At 55.9% G+C, this 15118-nt stretch carries 12 protein-coding genes; 3 read left to right on the top strand and 9 right to left on the bottom strand.

Translation table 11 applies throughout. From position 1 onward, the window contains the following. Positions 1–27: 27 nt before the first annotated feature. The 6 genes from MKZ07_RS31165 to MKZ07_RS31140 all read right to left on the bottom strand — a co-directional run bounded on the left by MKZ07_RS31165 (position 28) and on the right by MKZ07_RS31140 (position 8329). Positions 28–1203 (bottom strand): BMP family ABC transporter substrate-binding protein, encoded by a 1176-nt coding sequence (locus MKZ07_RS31165; RefSeq protein ID WP_036691135.1) that lies wholly within the window; start codon positions 1201–1203, stop codon positions 28–30. Positions 1204–1416: 213 nt separating this feature from the next. Next, positions 1417–2046 carry an NTP transferase domain-containing protein gene (locus MKZ07_RS31160; RefSeq protein WP_341029384.1) on the bottom strand — a complete coding sequence of 210 codons (630 nt, stop codon included), beginning with the start codon at positions 2044–2046 and terminating at the stop codon, positions 1417–1419. 43 nt (positions 2047–2089) lie between these two features. After that, positions 2090–3664: a PucR family transcriptional regulator gene (locus MKZ07_RS31155; RefSeq protein ID WP_341029383.1), complete on the bottom strand. Its 1575-nt coding sequence runs from the start codon at positions 3662–3664 to the stop codon at positions 2090–2092. Between the two features lie 619 nt (positions 3665–4283). After that, the gene (locus MKZ07_RS31150; RefSeq protein ID WP_341029382.1) at positions 4284–5663 is read right to left on the bottom strand and encodes an amidase family protein; all 1380 of its coding nucleotides are present in this window, start codon (positions 5661–5663) and stop codon (positions 4284–4286) included. Between the two features lie 492 nt (positions 5664–6155). Further along, positions 6156–7733: a gamma-glutamyltransferase gene (ggt, locus tag MKZ07_RS31145; RefSeq protein ID WP_341029379.1), complete on the bottom strand. Its 1578-nt coding sequence runs from the start codon at positions 7731–7733 to the stop codon at positions 6156–6158. 218 nt (positions 7734–7951) lie between these two features. After that, on the bottom strand, positions 7952–8329 hold the full coding sequence (locus MKZ07_RS31140; protein WP_036696174.1) for a PH domain-containing protein: 378 nt from the start codon (positions 8327–8329) through the stop codon (positions 7952–7954). A gap of 456 nt (positions 8330–8785) precedes the next feature. Between MKZ07_RS31140 and abc-f the strand changes: the two genes are divergently transcribed. Next, positions 8786–10735 (top strand): ribosomal protection-like ABC-F family protein, encoded by a 1950-nt coding sequence (gene abc-f / locus MKZ07_RS31135; protein WP_341029378.1) that lies wholly within the window; start codon positions 8786–8788, stop codon positions 10733–10735. Between the two features lie 94 nt (positions 10736–10829). Next, on the top strand, positions 10830–11303 hold the full coding sequence (locus tag MKZ07_RS31130; protein ID WP_341029377.1) for an ASCH domain-containing protein: 474 nt from the start codon (positions 10830–10832) through the stop codon (positions 11301–11303). Between the two features lie 107 nt (positions 11304–11410). Here the strand turns inward: MKZ07_RS31130 and MKZ07_RS31125 are convergent, their stop codons facing one another. From MKZ07_RS31125 to MKZ07_RS31115, 3 genes are all read right to left on the bottom strand, one after another. Next, positions 11411–11566 carry a hypothetical protein gene (locus MKZ07_RS31125; RefSeq protein ID WP_341029376.1) on the bottom strand — a complete coding sequence of 52 codons (156 nt, stop codon included), beginning with the start codon at positions 11564–11566 and terminating at the stop codon, positions 11411–11413. A 202-nt stretch (positions 11567–11768) separates the two neighbouring features. Beyond that, positions 11769–12386, bottom strand: coding sequence for an NUDIX hydrolase (locus MKZ07_RS31120; RefSeq protein ID WP_341029375.1), 618 nt, complete (start codon positions 12384–12386; stop codon positions 11769–11771). Between the two features lie 50 nt (positions 12387–12436). Then, positions 12437–13399, bottom strand: coding sequence for a TRM11 family SAM-dependent methyltransferase (locus tag MKZ07_RS31115; protein WP_445670313.1), 963 nt, complete (start codon positions 13397–13399; stop codon positions 12437–12439). Between the two features lie 303 nt (positions 13400–13702). Between MKZ07_RS31115 and MKZ07_RS31110 the strand changes: the two genes are divergently transcribed. Beyond that, positions 13703–15058, top strand: a complete 1356-nt coding sequence (locus MKZ07_RS31110) for a dipeptidase (protein ID WP_036696163.1) — start codon at positions 13703–13705, stop codon at positions 15056–15058. Positions 15059–15118 lie beyond the last annotated feature (60 nt).

Here is a 15118-nt window from a genome sequence, read left to right as displayed (position 1 = left end):
CTGTATGAAGATGTGTTGCAGCAGCTGTTACTGCGGAATCGTGCCCTCGACACCTTTGACCAGCCAGTTCATGCCAAGCACCTCTTCAAGGGTCAGCTTCTGGCCGTCCTTAACAGTTACATTGCCCTTGTTGTCCGAGATCGGTCCGGTGAATACCTCCAGCTCGCCGCTGATGATCTTGGCCTTGGCGTCCTCCACCAGCTTCTTCACATCCTCGGGAACCTTGTTGCCGAATGGCGCCAGCTCCACCATGCCGTCAGCCATATCGCCGGAATACTGCTCACTTTTCCAAGTTCCGTCCATCACGGATTGAACAGCTTTTACATAATAAGGCCCCCAGTTCCATACAGGGTTGGTTAAGTAGTTGTCCGGTGCATACTTGCTCATATCCGAGTCATTCCCCCCGGCAAAAGCTCCCCGTTCCGCCGCAGCCTGAAGGGTAGCCGGTGAATCCTGATACGCCAGCAGGACATCCGCCCCTTTGTCGAGCAGGCTGATTGCCGCCTGACGTTCCGTCGCAGGGTCATACCAGGTATTCGTCCACACCACATCCACCTTCACCGCCGGGTTGACACTCTGCGCGCCCAGCGTGAAGGCGTTCAGATTATAGATCACCTCGCTGATCGGGAAGGCTCCCACATAGCCGAGATGATTTTTCTTTGTCATTTTACCTGCCGCGATCCCGGACAGATAACTGGCCTGATAGTTTTTGCCGAAGTAGGTTCCCATGTTCTCGGCTGTCTTGTAGCCGGAGGCATGCATGAACTTCACGTTAGGGAATTTCCCTGCCACGTTCAAGGTGAAATCCATATAGCCGAAGCTTGTGGTGAACACGATGTCATGGTTCTGCGCAAGCTCTGTGATGATCCGCTCGGCATCGGCGCTTTCCGGTACATTTTCCACGAAATCCGCCTTGATCCCAAGCTCCTTCTCCATATATAGCCGGCCCTGATCATGCTGATACGTATACCCGCCGTCACCCGGAGGCCCGATATAGACAAAAGCAACCGTCGGCTTCTCCGCTGCCGGCTCTGTTGTTGCCGCTGCCTCACCGCCTGCCGGTGTACTTGCCGCCGGAGGCGCCGCCGTTGCAGTTGCATCTGTATTAGACGCCGTATTATTCTTCGCGCACCCCGTCAGAACCACCGCCAGCAGGAACATCGTGATGATGCTGAATTTGAATGCCTGACCCCTTTGTTTCATAATTCTCCTCCTCCAGGATATCTCTCCTAATGGCTATAGCCATTAATGTATCTCTACTATACTGAGGAGCAGCACTTACGTAAATTTATATAACATAGCTTTGTGTGGGTGGATAAGAAGAGGGGTCGCTTTTGTGCTTCATGCACGAAGTCATCTCAAAATTTAACTTAAATTATGTGATATTGGCTTACATCAATTTAGAAAATATCGAATTTACTGTCTGTTGCCGCTCCGCACGCTCCATTCTCTGCGGTACCCTCCGAAGCTCTCCGGCAGCCCGGGCTCTGCGAACGCCTGAACAGACTTTTGAGGCAGGATGAGCCCCTTATACTCCTTGGTCCGCATAATGGCAGCTATGCCCTCTTCATCGTCCAGCTCCTGAAGTCCGCGGAACAGCGCGCTTGAGAACAGGGTAGGCGGCATCAGCAATCCTTCTTGTGCACTCGTGACATAATCAAGCTCCGGGTGCTGCTCATACGCTTGGATGAACCGGCGGATCTGAGCGGCTGCCACAAACGGCTGATCCGCCGCCGCAATGACCACTGCATCCGGCTGAAGCGAAGCTACAGCATTCAAGCCGCAGCGCAGTGAGAAGGACAGGCCCAAATGGGCCGTCAGGCAAGTCTCAATCCGCCGCATATTCTCCGCCTTCCCGGCAGGAGGCAGCCAGCCCAAAGGATCATCCGCACGAACCACCACAACCAGCGGCGCAAGCCCGCAGTTCTCCAGCTCACTGAGCATCGCCGCACCTGCTGAACCCGCGCCCGCCCTGTTCAGAGAACCTTCCGAGGCCCCTGCTCCATTCCTGCGGCCTGCCGCCAAAAAGATTCCGGCCACCTTCATGGTTCTCCACTCCTTTTTTTGGCAATCTGCTCATGGACGGCTGTTATTCGCGCTCCAGCATTCTGCGGAACAGGAAGACCAGCTTCAGCTTCATGAGATCATTGATTTTTTTGAAATCGACATCCAGCAACTCACTGAGCTTCTCAATCCGGTAAGTGGCCGTATTGCGGTGAATGAACAGCTTCTTGGCCGTCTCGTTCACATGGCCGTCATTCTCCAGGTAGACCTCCAGCGTATGGAGCATCTCCTTAACATATTCCGGTTCCCGGCTAAGTAGCCCCCGCAGGCTTCCGCTGTAATAACGCTCCATGGTCTCTGCCGGAATCTTGCTCAGCAGCAGATCAAGCTCCAGCTGGCGGTAATGCACCACATTTCCGTGTGCGCCCCATTGCCGGGCCATGCCCATACATTCCTTAATCTCGGCAAAAGCTTCCTTCAGCCCCTCCGGCTTCTGCTTCACACTGCTGACAGCGGACTGCGGATAATAACCTTTATCGAACTTCAGGTTGTCGAAGCATTCCTGAATCAGTGCCCGGAACTCCTCGGGCTGATGCGGCCCGGCCGGATACAGCGACACCAGTCCCTCTTCCACCAGGAAGTGGACCGCCTGCAGGCCATGCAGCACCGGATGCTCCGAATACTCCTCCTTCAACCGCAGCAGCTCTCCCTGCCGGGCTTCTCCCGCAGCAGCCACATCGGTAAGCAGCAGTTGAAACGGGGCCTCAAGCAGCGTAATCTCCAGCCGGAGCGCTGCCTGTGCCAGCTCAGCGTATTTCAGCCCGTCATTCAGGAACCGCCGCAGCAGCCCGCTGAATTCACGGTGTCCGGCCTGCTCGAAATAATCCTCCAGCCCGGTATGCATATGATAAGAAATCAACTCCGCCCCCTGGACGAACAGACTTTCCTCCACGGGCAGCAGCAAGGGATCAATATCGCAATAATGAAGGTAACCTAGGCATTTCCCGGCTTGCAGCAGCGGAAGCCGGTAGCCGGTGCCTTCGCCGAGACGGAAGCGCTGATTGCGTGGCGGCCAGGGCCAACCTTCCAGTTGCTCACTTTCGGTGTACCCCGAGTTGTTAAATACTACCGTTCCCCGGTTGCTGATTACAGCCAGCGGGGAACCGATGATCTCCGAGACGGTGTCCAGCAGCGGACGGCTGCGACCGGAACGCAAGGCAAGACGCATCAGCAGCCGCTGCTTCTCCATCATGCTCTGCAGGGTGCCCACGCTGCGCGACAGCTCTGCGCGGAACAAGCCGTTCATCTGGTCGGAGAAGGTGAACTGGAACGGCAGCTCAATCAGCGGGAAATTCAGCTGCTCTGCTTCCGCAATCAAGGGCGGCGGCACAGTCTCCCAGAACCGGCCCAGCTTAATGCCCAGCCCCGCTGACCCGCGCCGGTTCAGCATCTGCAGCAATGCCGAAGCTTCCTCCGGGCTGTCCTTGATCAGATAGGCTGTGGTCAGCAGCATTTCCCCTTCCTTGATCCAGTCCGAGATATCGGGAGCATCCATGACATTGATCGATTTCACAATCCTGTGCTTCCCCTTGGACCCGGCAATCAGCTTCGCTTCGGATAAAGGATAAATGGACAACGCTTCTTCCACTGTAAGATGCATAGCCACCCCTCCTTCTCTACCTTCATAATAGGTTCATTCGATTCATATGTTACTTTATGTAACATTATAGATAAAATGACCGCTGTTGGAAAGAGAAAAGTTAAAATCGGGTTATTTTGTGTTATATAATATTACGCATAAGTAACAAATGGCAGCATCGCCCCTCATTCGGTCCCTTGGACCTGCATACGGCCTGCTCATCTCCGCACCGAATGTATGCTGTTTTTCGCATACATTCGGTGCGCTCATCCGGCACGCTCACCCGCCACCTGCCATTGTATGCTGTTTTTCGCACACATCCGGACCACTCACCCCCGCACCGCCCCATTGCAATCAGCCCGGTAGCCCTCGTGCCACCCAAAGTAATCGGTTTTCCGATTACAATCGCTCCGTCAGCCCTCGCGCCGCCCGATGTAATCGGTTTTCCGATTACAATCGCTCCGTCAGCCCTTGCACCGCCCAATGTAATCGGTTTTCCGATTACAATCGCTCCGTCAGCCCTCGTACCGCCCAATGTAATCGGTTTTCCGATTACAATTGGATACTGTTTTCCGCATACATTGGGCAATCAGCAAAAAGCCCTGGTTCTCTTCATTCAGAGAACCAGGGCTATGACTTCCTACTTCCATACCTCCTGTATCCAGGACAGGAGCCGGAGATCTTGTCCGTGCCCGCCGATGACGGACAGTCCCAGCGGCAGTCCGCCGGGGCCGGGCACCGGCAGCGTAACCTGCGGCAGCCCGGCCAGTCCGGCCAGGCAGCTGAGCATCATGGCGCTGCTGCGGCTCCGCTCCAGCTGCCCGGGTCCGGCGACGCGCAGCGGGGCCGGACCCGGCACGGTCGGAAGGACGAGACAGCCGTCCTTCCCGAGCAGCGCCCGCAGCCGCTGAGTGATCCGGCTGCGCAGCATAGCGGCCGGGCTGTGATCCGCCCCGGCTAGCCCCGCCGCCCAAGCGAACCGGGCGGCAATATCCGGCCCGAAGACCGGCTGCTCCCGCCCGATCCACTCCCCATGGGTTGCCCAGATCTCGGCACCCTGCAGCTCGCGGAAGACGTCCATCCAGGTCTTCAAGCCTTCAGGGGCCACCACGGCTTCAGCAGCCTGTAACGAAGCGCCTGCCTGAAGCTTGTCCAGCCCCCGCCTCAGGTAGTCTGCACAGTCCAGCTCCACAAGCGCCCAGCCTTCAGGCGGGAAGAACATCCGGGATATTCGAAGGTCACCGGCAGACTTATCAACCATCTCACCGCCGCTCTGCTCCATACTATTCTGCATGCCCTGGGCAATGTCGCCTCTGCCCACAGACCCGAGTAGCTGGCCCCACTTCTTCCTATTCTCACCGCCTTGGGCATGACCGCTGCTATCCGCAAATCCGAGCAGATCGCCCGCTTTCTTCTTGTCATCCCCGCCCCGGGCATCGCCGCCGCTGTCCACAGGCCCGAGCAGAACGCGTCCTGTCTTCAGCAGCAGCTCCGTGCTTCCCGCGATCCAACCCACCGTGTCAAAAGCAGGGGCCAGCGGAATAACTCCCTCCAGAGATACCGCGCCGTGAGTCGGACGATAACCGAACACACCGCAATAAGCGGATGGAACCCGGACAGAGCCGCCTGTATCCGTCCCGAGGGCAAAATCCACACTCCCCGAGGCCACAGCTACCGCTGACCCGCTGGACGAGCCGCCGGGAATCCGGTTCTCCCCGTGCGGATTCACCGGTGTGCCGTAATGATAGTTCTCTCCGCCAAGGCTGTACATCAGCTCATCCGTATGGGCAGCCCCCCGCAGCGTAGCTCCGGCTTCCAGCATCCTGCGTACAGCAGCTGCATGGGAGTCCGCCGGTTTGTGGCTGCGCAGCCAGTCCGGGTTACCGGCGGAAGAGCGGTGCCCGGCCACTGCGAAGACATCTTTTACCGTGAAGGTCAGGCCGTGCAATGCCCCATGTCCGCTGCCGGGAATCTCCAGCTCCGGGACCCGGAATGCACCGTGCCGATTATCAAGAACCATGCTGTTCCACCCTCTCCCTCCCGTACAAAACCGGATTATTCTATCCTTATCTCCTTAATCACCCTGCCTTCTCCTCTTCTAGTAGAACAAGTAAGGGATGAAGCTGCGTTTAAGCCGAGCATTAGGCGATAGTTGTATTCTGTACATCTAAATACAGTGAAAAGAAAGGTTTTCCTCTTCTAACTGCACTCTGTACAACTAAATCTGCCCGAATGGGTGAAAATCCAAGTACAGAGGTATTTTAATTGTACGAAATACATCTAAACGGAGATTCGGCGGCACATTCGAGGATTTAGTTGTACGGATTACAATTAAGCCTTCTTTAAGCATCCCCTTTACACCCTTACTGGGGCGCGGCAAACCTTCAGTAAGCGATTAGTTAAAGTAATTTTCACAAGCTGAAATCTGTTACTCTATTAGTCTTCGTGTATTCCTGTCTTCCTAACTTCCTGTTCCCCTTATTTCCTTACTCCTGCCACGAATTCATTCCCTCTACCACCCGATAGCAGCTCCATCAGAGCGCGGATCTGTCCCTCCGCTGCGGTAGCCGTTACCGTCAATGGAGATCGCATGGGCGTGCCCCATCACCCCGTCATAGCTCTCTGCCTCACGGACGAGATGCCCCGCCTCCGCCAACTCTGCCCGCACAGCTTCCGCTACCCGGTTCTCGATCCGCAGCTCCTGAGTCGGCTCCCCCCAGGTTCTGCCCCAGACGAAACGGGGTTCACTCACCGCAGTCTGCGGGTCCATCCTGTAGTGAAGCATGCGCGTGAGCAGCATGGTCTGCGTCTGCGGCTGGCCTTCACCACCCTGTGTGCCATAGAGATAAGCCGGCTTCCCGTCCCGGCAGGCCATCGCCGGCATCAGCGTGTGGAAGGTGCGCTTGTGGGGCTCCAGCGTATTGACATGGGTAGGATCAAGCGAGAAGAAGGACCCGCGGTTCTGGAGCAGAATCCCCGTATTCCCAGCCACAACCCCCGACCCGAATTCGAAATACAGACTCTGGATGAACGAGACTGCATTTCCCTCTTCATCCACCACCGCTGCGTAAGCCGTATCCCTTCCAACCGGTTCGCTGCTGAGAGCAAGCGCCTTACGGGGAGAAATCGCCGCCGCGAGTTGTGCCGCATAGGGCTTACTCAGCAGACGGTCCAGCGGAATGCTGCTGAAGGACGGGTCGGTGAGCACCTGGTCGCGGTCACGGAAGCTCAGCTTCAGCGCCTCCACCAGCAGATGATAATACTCATAGGAGCCGTGCCTGATCTCCGCAAAATTAGAATGCTCCAGGATATTTAGCGCCATGAGCGCCGTGAAGCCCTGCGAATTCGGCGGAACCTGATAGACGGTATGCCCATGGTACACCGTCTGGAGAGGCTCTTCCCAGCTACCCTGGTGATCCGCGAAATCATCGCGGGTCAGGTACCCGCCGGAAGCCTGCATATAATCACTGATCTCTTCTGCAATACTCCCTTTATAAAAAGCATCCCGGCCTCCCGCCGCAAGCGCCCGCAGCGTCCCGGCCAGCTGCCGCTGCACAAACCGCTCGCCCGCCGCCGGTATCCGGCCGCCGGGAAGATACACCGCCGCCGCTTCGGGCGACAGCGCGGCTCCGGCCAATACGCTGCCGCCATGCTGGTCCGGCGACAGCGGAAAGCCCCCGGCGCTGTAGCCGATAGCCGGCTCCAGCACCTCGGCCAGGGTCAGCCGTCCATACTCCCGCTGGACAGCCTCCCAGCTATCCGCCATTCCGGGCACCGTAATGGCGCTGCGCACCCCCCGCCGGGGAATGGCTTCCTCCCCGGCATAGCAGTCCCGGCGGACGGCGTAGCCCGAGCGTCCGCTGCCGTTGTAAGCCCGCACGCGCCCTTCACTGGCGCTGTACCCCAGCCAAAAGGCGTCGCCGCCGAGCCCGGTCATATGCGGATAGACCACCGCCAGCGCCGCGCTGACTGCAACCGCCGCATCATAGGCGTTGCCGCCTTTGGCCAAAACTTGCGCGCCCGCCGCCGAGGCCAGATAATGCGGGCTGACCACCATCGTTTTCGTTCCGGTCACCGGTCCTCTCCTCATGTTCCGCCTCCCTTCCCTGCCGCTTAAGTTAGTGTCATTTAACAGCAGGCCCGGAGCCCCTGTCAACGGTTTCCGCAGGACCGTACATTTGCTGCCGCTTATTTTGTGAGCCATGCACAAATTTCAGGAAGGAGGCCTAGGCGTGGCATTCGTTCTATCCGTCTGTTATATGGAGCTGCCGCAGGCTATGGCCTTAGTACGCCCTCTACGCACACCCCTTATTTCAGGATATATTGCGACAGCACAGCTTGCACTTCATAGATATCGACCGATTTGTTGAAGGTTTTCTTCAGCGGCAGCCCCGCGCCCGAGATATATAGGCACAGCTCCGCATCCAGGTCGAAATGCCCCGCCGTCTCCACAGAGTAATGGGTGATGCTTTTGTAAGGAACAGAGTGGTATTCGGTTTTTTTGCCGGTCATCCCCTGCTTGTCTACAAGAATCAGCCGCTTGTCTGTAAAAATAAACATGTCCCGGACCAGCTTATAGGCGCGCTCAATCTTTTCATTCGGAGCCAGAATCCGTCCGTATTCCCGCTGCACCTCTCCCAGCTCAACCTGGGTCGCATTACCCAGTAATCCGTTAAAAATCGCCATAGCTCTCCTCTTTTCCCGCAGCCGGTATAAGGGCAACGCCCCTTCGCCACACTTCATACTACTTGCAGAACCATACTTTTATGTCTGGAGAGAACATTTCTCCCTTGCTTATTTCGGGATTTTTGGTTACACTAGCTTTAAATTTATCAAAAAGGAGGTGTAGGAGAATGGATCACAATCGGACCAACAGTGTTAGCAGCCGGCTGATTAATATTATGGCGGGCATCGTTCATGTAAAATCGGACAACGGGAGAAGTCTGTCCATTTACACGAACTTAATAACACTACAACATTGTGAAATGCCTTTCTCGCCTACACTTCAACGGATGTCTTAACCCGAAGAATTCTCAGGCCGTGGGGAAATTTCCCTGCGGCCTTTTTATGTGCTTTTAAACGGATATTTCGGATAAATTGAAGCGGCAGAGCAAAGAGCATTCTAATAAAAGGAGCCTAACGATGATTATCTCATGTCAAAATATCCAAAAATACCACGGTGCCCAGCTCGTCCTGAGCGATGTCACCTTCGATATCCGCCAAGGCGAAAAAATCGGCCTGATCGGCCGCAACGGCTGCGGCAAAACCACCCTCTTCCACTTGCTCAGCGGGGAAGAACGCCCGGACCAAGGGCAGCTCTCCATCCGCCGGGGCAGCGTCATCGGCCTGCTTGCCCAGATTCAAGAGGTGAACGAGAGCGACACAGTCTACGCCGTACTTCAGCGCAGCTTCGCGGAGCAGCTTGGCTGGCAGCGCCGCCTGCGGGAGCTGGAGCAGGAGCAGGAGATGTCATCCTCCGGCGCGGGCGACAACGAGCAAGCCTGGAACCGGCTGCTTAAGGAATACGGCACCCTCCAGGAGAAGTTCGAGGCCGCAGGCGGCTATGAGCTGGAAGCCTCGATCCAGCGTGTAGCCTCAGGACTGGGGATTGGAACGGAGCAATATGACCGCAGCTTCTCTTCCCTCTCCGGCGGAGAGAAGACCAAGGTAGGGTTGGCCGAGCTGCTGCTGCGCCGTCCCGACATCCTGCTGCTCGATGAGCCGACCAACCATCTGGACATGGAGGCTATCGAGTGGCTGGAGCAGTTCCTCCAGAGCTATGACGGCACGGTGCTCGCTATCTCCCATGACCGTTACTTCCTGGATGCCGTGGTGAAGAAGGTCATCGAGCTTGAAGACGGGGAGGCTTTCACCTTCCATACGAACTACAGCGGTTATCAGGTGGAGAAGGAAGCCAGGCTCCTTCAGCAATTCGCTGACTACCAGGAGCAGCAGAAGAAGATCAAGCAGATGCAGGAGAGTATCAAAAGGCTGATTGAATGGGGCAACCGCTCCAATCCGCCGAACCCTTCCTTCCACCGCCGTGCGGCGTCCATGCAAAAGGCGCTGGACCGGATGGTCAAGGTCAAACGCCCGATCCTGGAGCGGAAGTCGATGGATCTGCAGCTCCAGCAGGATGACCGGACCGGCAACCAGGTGGTTATCCTGGACCGCATCAGCAAGTCTTACGGGGAGCGCAGGCTGTTCTCGGCCGCCAGCGATATTCTGAGATACGGCGAGACCACGGCACTGATCGGCGGCAACGGAGCAGGCAAAAGCACCCTGCTGAAGATCATCCTCGGCCAGGAGACACCAGATAGCGGGAGCTATACGCTTGCTTCCCGGGCTGTCGTCGGTTATCTGGCCCAGGAAGCTGTACCGGAGGAGGGCGGCCACTCCGTGTTGCGTTATTTCCGCGAGGAGGCCGGACTTGAAGAAGGCGAAGCCCGCGGCCAGCTGGCCCGCTTCCTTTTCTACGGCAGCGATGTCTTCAAGAGCATCACCAACCTCTCAGGAGGAGAATGGACCCGGCTGCGCTTCGCGATCCTGATGCACAAGAGGCCGAACCTGCTGATTCTGGATGAGCCGACCAACCATCTGGATATCGATTCCCGCGAGGCGCTGGAGGAGGCGCTGGAGGAGTTCCCCGGCACCGTGCTGGCGGTATCCCATGACCGTTATTTCATCAACCGCTGCTTCGGCAAGCTCTGGCATATTGACGGCGGACGCTTCTCCTCCTTCCCGGGCAACTACGAATACTATAAGGAAAAGCAGGCCGAAGCCGCCCAGCGGCAAGAGGCCACGCAGCCGGAATCTTCCGGGGGCAGCACCGGCAAGCCCCGCTCTGTAAGCGGGCGGGCAGAAGCATCCCCATCCGGCCCTGCCAGTCCGGACCACAAGAAGCGTCCGGCGGCTTCGTGGGAGCAGGACATTGCCGCAGCGGAAGCACAGCTTGCTCTTATCGATGCCGAAATGCTGGACCCTCAGCTGTCGAGCAATGCAGAGAAGCTGGCCGGGCTGCAAGAAATGAGAGATGCTGCGCAGCAGAAGCTCGATGGCCTGTACAGCAGTTGGTTAAGCGAAGCGGACTGATCTGCACTACTCTCCCGTCCTCGCCCAACTGGAATCGGCTTTGCTTCACGATCAATGAATATACACTTACAAATCTAAGATAGAGGTGACCGTAATGACATTAACCCCGGAAATTGCAAAATATTGGGAGAGTTATCTGGTGAAGCACCCGGAAGCGGCAGACAAATTCGACAGCGCCTGGGCGTTCGGCGACAATCCCCGGCTGGCAGATGAGCTGCTGGATCTGGTGCTGAAAGGAATCAAGACAGGAACCGCGCAGAATTATGAGCTAATTAAGGCTCAGGGGCTGAGCATGCCTTTTACAGGCGGGTTATCCGTCTTGCTGGACAGCACAGGGCAGCCGCGCGCGATCATCGAAACAACGAAGGTAGAGGTCGTTCCATTCGCAGAGGTAACCGCTGAATTCGCCTACTCCGAAGGGGAGGATGACCGCAGCCTTGAATCCTGGCGCTACGAGCATGAGGTGTTCTTCACCAGGGAGCTGGAGCGTGAGGGCAAGCCTTTTGACCCGGATATGCGGGTGGTCTGTGAGAACTTCCAGCTGGTGCATATTAACAACGAATTGTAATATTAATTATATATTTAAAAAGGCTGCTTCTTCACTTCGAAGAGGCAGCCTTCATTGTATATGTGCAGTTAGTAGTAGTGAGACTTAGCTATTGCTGCGGACGGGTCTTAGAATTTCCAGATGCCCATCATCCAGCCGATCAACGAGATCCATAAGGGAATACTGATCAGGACACCCCATACCAGGCCCGTGGCGATATTGCCCTCTGTAGGCCGGGACATCCCCTCCTGCGCAAGCGGAAGTCTTAGCTCTTCTTGTTCCATGCGATCCCCTCCTAAAATTCTTATCGTCAAAGCAGAGGAAAAAATGTAGACCGCCAGGCCCAAAAAGAGATGTTTTCGATAATTTTTTTAGATATAAAGGCTCAGCGGATTATCATTGTAAAGGCTTACATAAACAATATTAACCAAAAAATGTATTCATAAAACTTATATACACTCTTGGTTATCTATTATATGCAGTGCTTTAGTCCAATATTACTTCTTTTTCGGGATTATGTAAATATTGGAATATTGTGTGCAGCTGCTCAGCCGTATTGCGTTCTTCAGACAATTCGGGTAATTCATCCTCAGCAAAAAATCCCGCACCGCTCGTCTCCACACCACCCGCCGCTTCCCCGCCGGTAATTCTGCACAGGATGAACATTTTATAGGTATGGTACGGCTCCGGCGGATGATGATGGAACTTCTTATCCAGCACGGCAAGCAGACGGACCGCTTCCGCCTGGTAGCCGGATTCCTCGGCAATTTCCTTGACAGCTACCTCGCTTGGTGACAGGCCGATATCCGCCCAACCTCCGGGCAGTGCCCATTTTCCGTCGAGCTTCTCGTGTACGAGCAGAATTTTATCATCCTGAAAAATAACTCCCCGGATATCCACCTTAGGCGTACTATACCCGTCTTCGCCCGCGAAGGAGAGCCGGATACGCTCCTTGCTCTCATACGTATAATTCGCCAGAATGTCCACGCTCAGCTCGCGCAGTGCCTGATAACGTTCAATATCATATACATCCTTGGCATAAGCCAGCCCTGTCTGGGCAATCCCTTGAATTTCTTTGGCCCAGGTTAACCATTTCGGTTCCACAAGCACACCGCCTTCACTCGGATTTAATTACGATACTTCTTCCATGCGCTCTACTCGCACAGCATCAAATGACGGGAGAACGCACCTTTTCGCGCCACACAACGATCTACAATCGTAAAACCGGCCGCAGCAATCATCTCATCCACTGCTTCAATCGCCACAATGACCACTCTGTCCGCAATCCGCCGCGTATGGCTTAGAATCGCAAACTGCTCTTCAGGAGTAATCCGTGAATACAGATTATAAGGCATGTCCACGATCGCTGCATCGTAATGCTCCTGGATGTCTGCGATATCTCCGAGCGTAACGACACTCTCGAAGCCGAAATGAGCGATGTTCGTCCGCGCACCTGCCGCTATGAGCGGGTTAATATCACGGCCAACGACATCGATTCCCATCGACAGAGCTTCCACCATTACTGTGCCAATTCCGCAGCAGGGATCGATCAGCTTCACACCGGGTATGCGCGGAACCGCCATATTGACTGCTGCCCGGGCTACCCGTGTGCTAAGCGCTATCGAGTAGCTACGGGGCTTGTGCATCTGCCGGAACCAGGTTGCATTGTTCTTATGATAAGGGCCGAAGTACCAGCGTCCGCCGAGCGTAACAATCCCGTACACCAGCTCCGGATGGTTCACATCCGCCTCTCCCTCAATCCGCAGGCCGATTTCCCGCTCAATCACTCTGCGCTCACCGTATTCGATTTTATGCTCAGGAGCCAGATCATTAGTCTTCACAAAAATAACCTTGAAGCTCCGCCCCCCCAGTTCTACCTGCTCTGTCTGTTTGTAGATCTCCGGGAGCGTGTCCCCTTCGTACATCACATCTATCCGTTCTTTGATAAAAGGACTGCGGCTGACATCCACCTCTACCCCGCTTGCGAATATAGCCGGAGGGATCTTCCGGCCGAACAGGCAGCGCAGCTCCATTCCGCATAATGAGGTCTCATCCGGTGAATGGGCATACGTATAAATATATATCGGTTCAACACTTGCAGGTATGTTCGTTGACACTACAATTTCGCTCCTGTCGCTTCCGCCGTGCCCGGCGGTTCCTTTGCTTAAACTAAGTAAGTCTATCACGGTTACTGCCAGTAATCAACAGCCTGCAAGGAACTGTCTCCTGAGCTACGCAGTTCCAGTCACCCTCTGCTCTAGCGATGGACAATCCTTTTTTGATCCCTCGGGATATCTCCAGTATAATGAATGCATTACACTGCCGACCTGAGCCGCAGAGACCCTCCGTTATGCATGTTGCCGCATAATACGGGTAGCTGTGGTATTAAGCAGCGAATTCCAAGGAGGTACATACCTACAATGTCATACGAAACTTACTTTCAGGCTGAGCGTGAAGCCCAGCTTGGCGAACTCAAGCAATGGCTGGCGATCCCCAGCATTTCAGCCCTGTCCAGCCACAAAGAAGATATTAATACCGCAGCCGGCTGGCTGGTAGAGACCCTGAAGCGTGCGGGTCTTGAGAATATCGAGCTGCACCCTACCGCCGGTCATCCGGTGATCTATGCAGATTACCTTCATGCCCCCGGCAAGCCGACCATTCTGGTCTACGGCCATTATGATGTACAGCCGGTTGATCCGCTGAACCTGTGGACTACGCCTCCGTTTGAACCGGAGATCCGTGACGGCAAGCTCTATGCCCGCGGCGCTACAGACGACAAAGGCCAGGTATTCATGCATATCAAAGCCATCGAGGCTATTCTCAAGCAAGAGGGCACTCTGCCGGTCAACATTAAGCTCTGCATCGAAGGGGAAGAAGAGATTGGCAGCGTCAACCTGCCGCCATTCCTGGAAGCTAACCAGGACAAGCTTGCGGCAGATGCTGTTCTTGTCTCGGATACCTCCCTGCTGGAGCGCGGACGCCCTGCCATCTGCACCGGGCTCCGTGGTCTCTGCTCGATGGAGGTTACAGTGAACACTGCCTTGACTGACCTGCACTCCGGCTCCTACGGCGGCGGCGTTCCCAATGCGCTGCATGCGCTGGTCTCGCTGCTCAGCACCCTTCATGATGACAAGGGCCGCGTATCTGTAGAAGGCTTCTACGAAGGCGTGCCTGCCCTGTCCCCGCTGCTGCGCGAAGAATTCGCCAAGCAAGGTGTCGACGAAGACAAGATCCGGGCCGCCCTCGGCCTGGAGCAATTGTACGGCGAAGAAGGCTACACCTTCGTGGAACGGGTCGGCGCGCGTCCAACACTGGAGCTGAACGGTGTATACGGCGGCTTCCAAGGCGAAGGCAGCAAGACGGTAATCCCGAAGGAAGCCCATGCCAAAATTACCTGCCGCCTGGTTGGCGACCAAGACCCGCAGCACATCCTGGATGCCGTTGAAGCCCACCTGAAGGCGAATATCCAAAAGGGCGCCAAGGTTCAGGTGAAGCAGATGGAGAAGGCACGCGCCTTCAACATCGATCCGTCGCACCCGATCCTCCAGACCGCTGCCGATGCTTACGGTAAGGTCTACGGCACCCGCGCCCTCTTCACCAAAGATGGCGGCTCCATCCCCATCATGGAGAGCTTCGCCCGCATCCTGAAGGCGCCGGTCGTCCTGATGGGCTTCGGACTCGATGACGAGAACCTGCATGCACCGGACGAGCACTTCAACCTGGAGAACTTCGACAAAGGCCTGCTGACCCTTGTAGAGTTCCTGAAGACCGTCTAACGTCCAAGACAGTCTTACCTGTCATTTCATAAAGCCAGGCCCCCGGAGGATCAGGGGGCC

Origin of the sequence: Paenibacillus sp. FSL P4-0338 (genome assembly GCF_038002365.1) — a bacterium.
Classification (GTDB): domain Bacteria; phylum Bacillota; class Bacilli; order Paenibacillales; family Paenibacillaceae; genus Paenibacillus_AQ.
Note: the sequence above shows the minus strand (reverse complement) of the source record. Positions and strands in the feature narration are given on the sequence as shown.

Coding starts and splice junctions, on each gene's coding strand:
- MKZ07_RS31165 (WP_036691135.1), bottom strand. CDS start 1,203: ATGAAACAAAGGGGTCAGGCATTCAAATTCAGCATCATCACGATGTTC.
- MKZ07_RS31160 (WP_341029384.1), bottom strand. CDS start 2,046: ATGAAGGTGGCCGGAATCTTTTTGGCGGCAGGCCGCAGGAATGGAGCA.
- MKZ07_RS31155 (WP_341029383.1), bottom strand. CDS start 3,664: ATGCATCTTACAGTGGAAGAAGCGTTGTCCATTTATCCTTTATCCGAA.
- MKZ07_RS31150 (WP_341029382.1), bottom strand. CDS start 5,663: ATGGTTCTTGATAATCGGCACGGTGCATTCCGGGTCCCGGAGCTGGAG.
- ggt (WP_341029379.1), bottom strand. CDS start 7,733: ATGAGGAGAGGACCGGTGACCGGAACGAAAACGATGGTGGTCAGCCCG.
- MKZ07_RS31140 (WP_036696174.1), bottom strand. CDS start 8,329: ATGGCGATTTTTAACGGATTACTGGGTAATGCGACCCAGGTTGAGCTG.
- abc-f (WP_341029378.1), top strand. CDS start 8,786: ATGATTATCTCATGTCAAAATATCCAAAAATACCACGGTGCCCAGCTC.
- MKZ07_RS31130 (WP_341029377.1), top strand. CDS start 10,830: ATGACATTAACCCCGGAAATTGCAAAATATTGGGAGAGTTATCTGGTG.
- MKZ07_RS31125 (WP_341029376.1), bottom strand. CDS start 11,566: ATGGAACAAGAAGAGCTAAGACTTCCGCTTGCGCAGGAGGGGATGTCC.
- MKZ07_RS31110 (WP_036696163.1), top strand. CDS start 13,703: ATGTCATACGAAACTTACTTTCAGGCTGAGCGTGAAGCCCAGCTTGGC.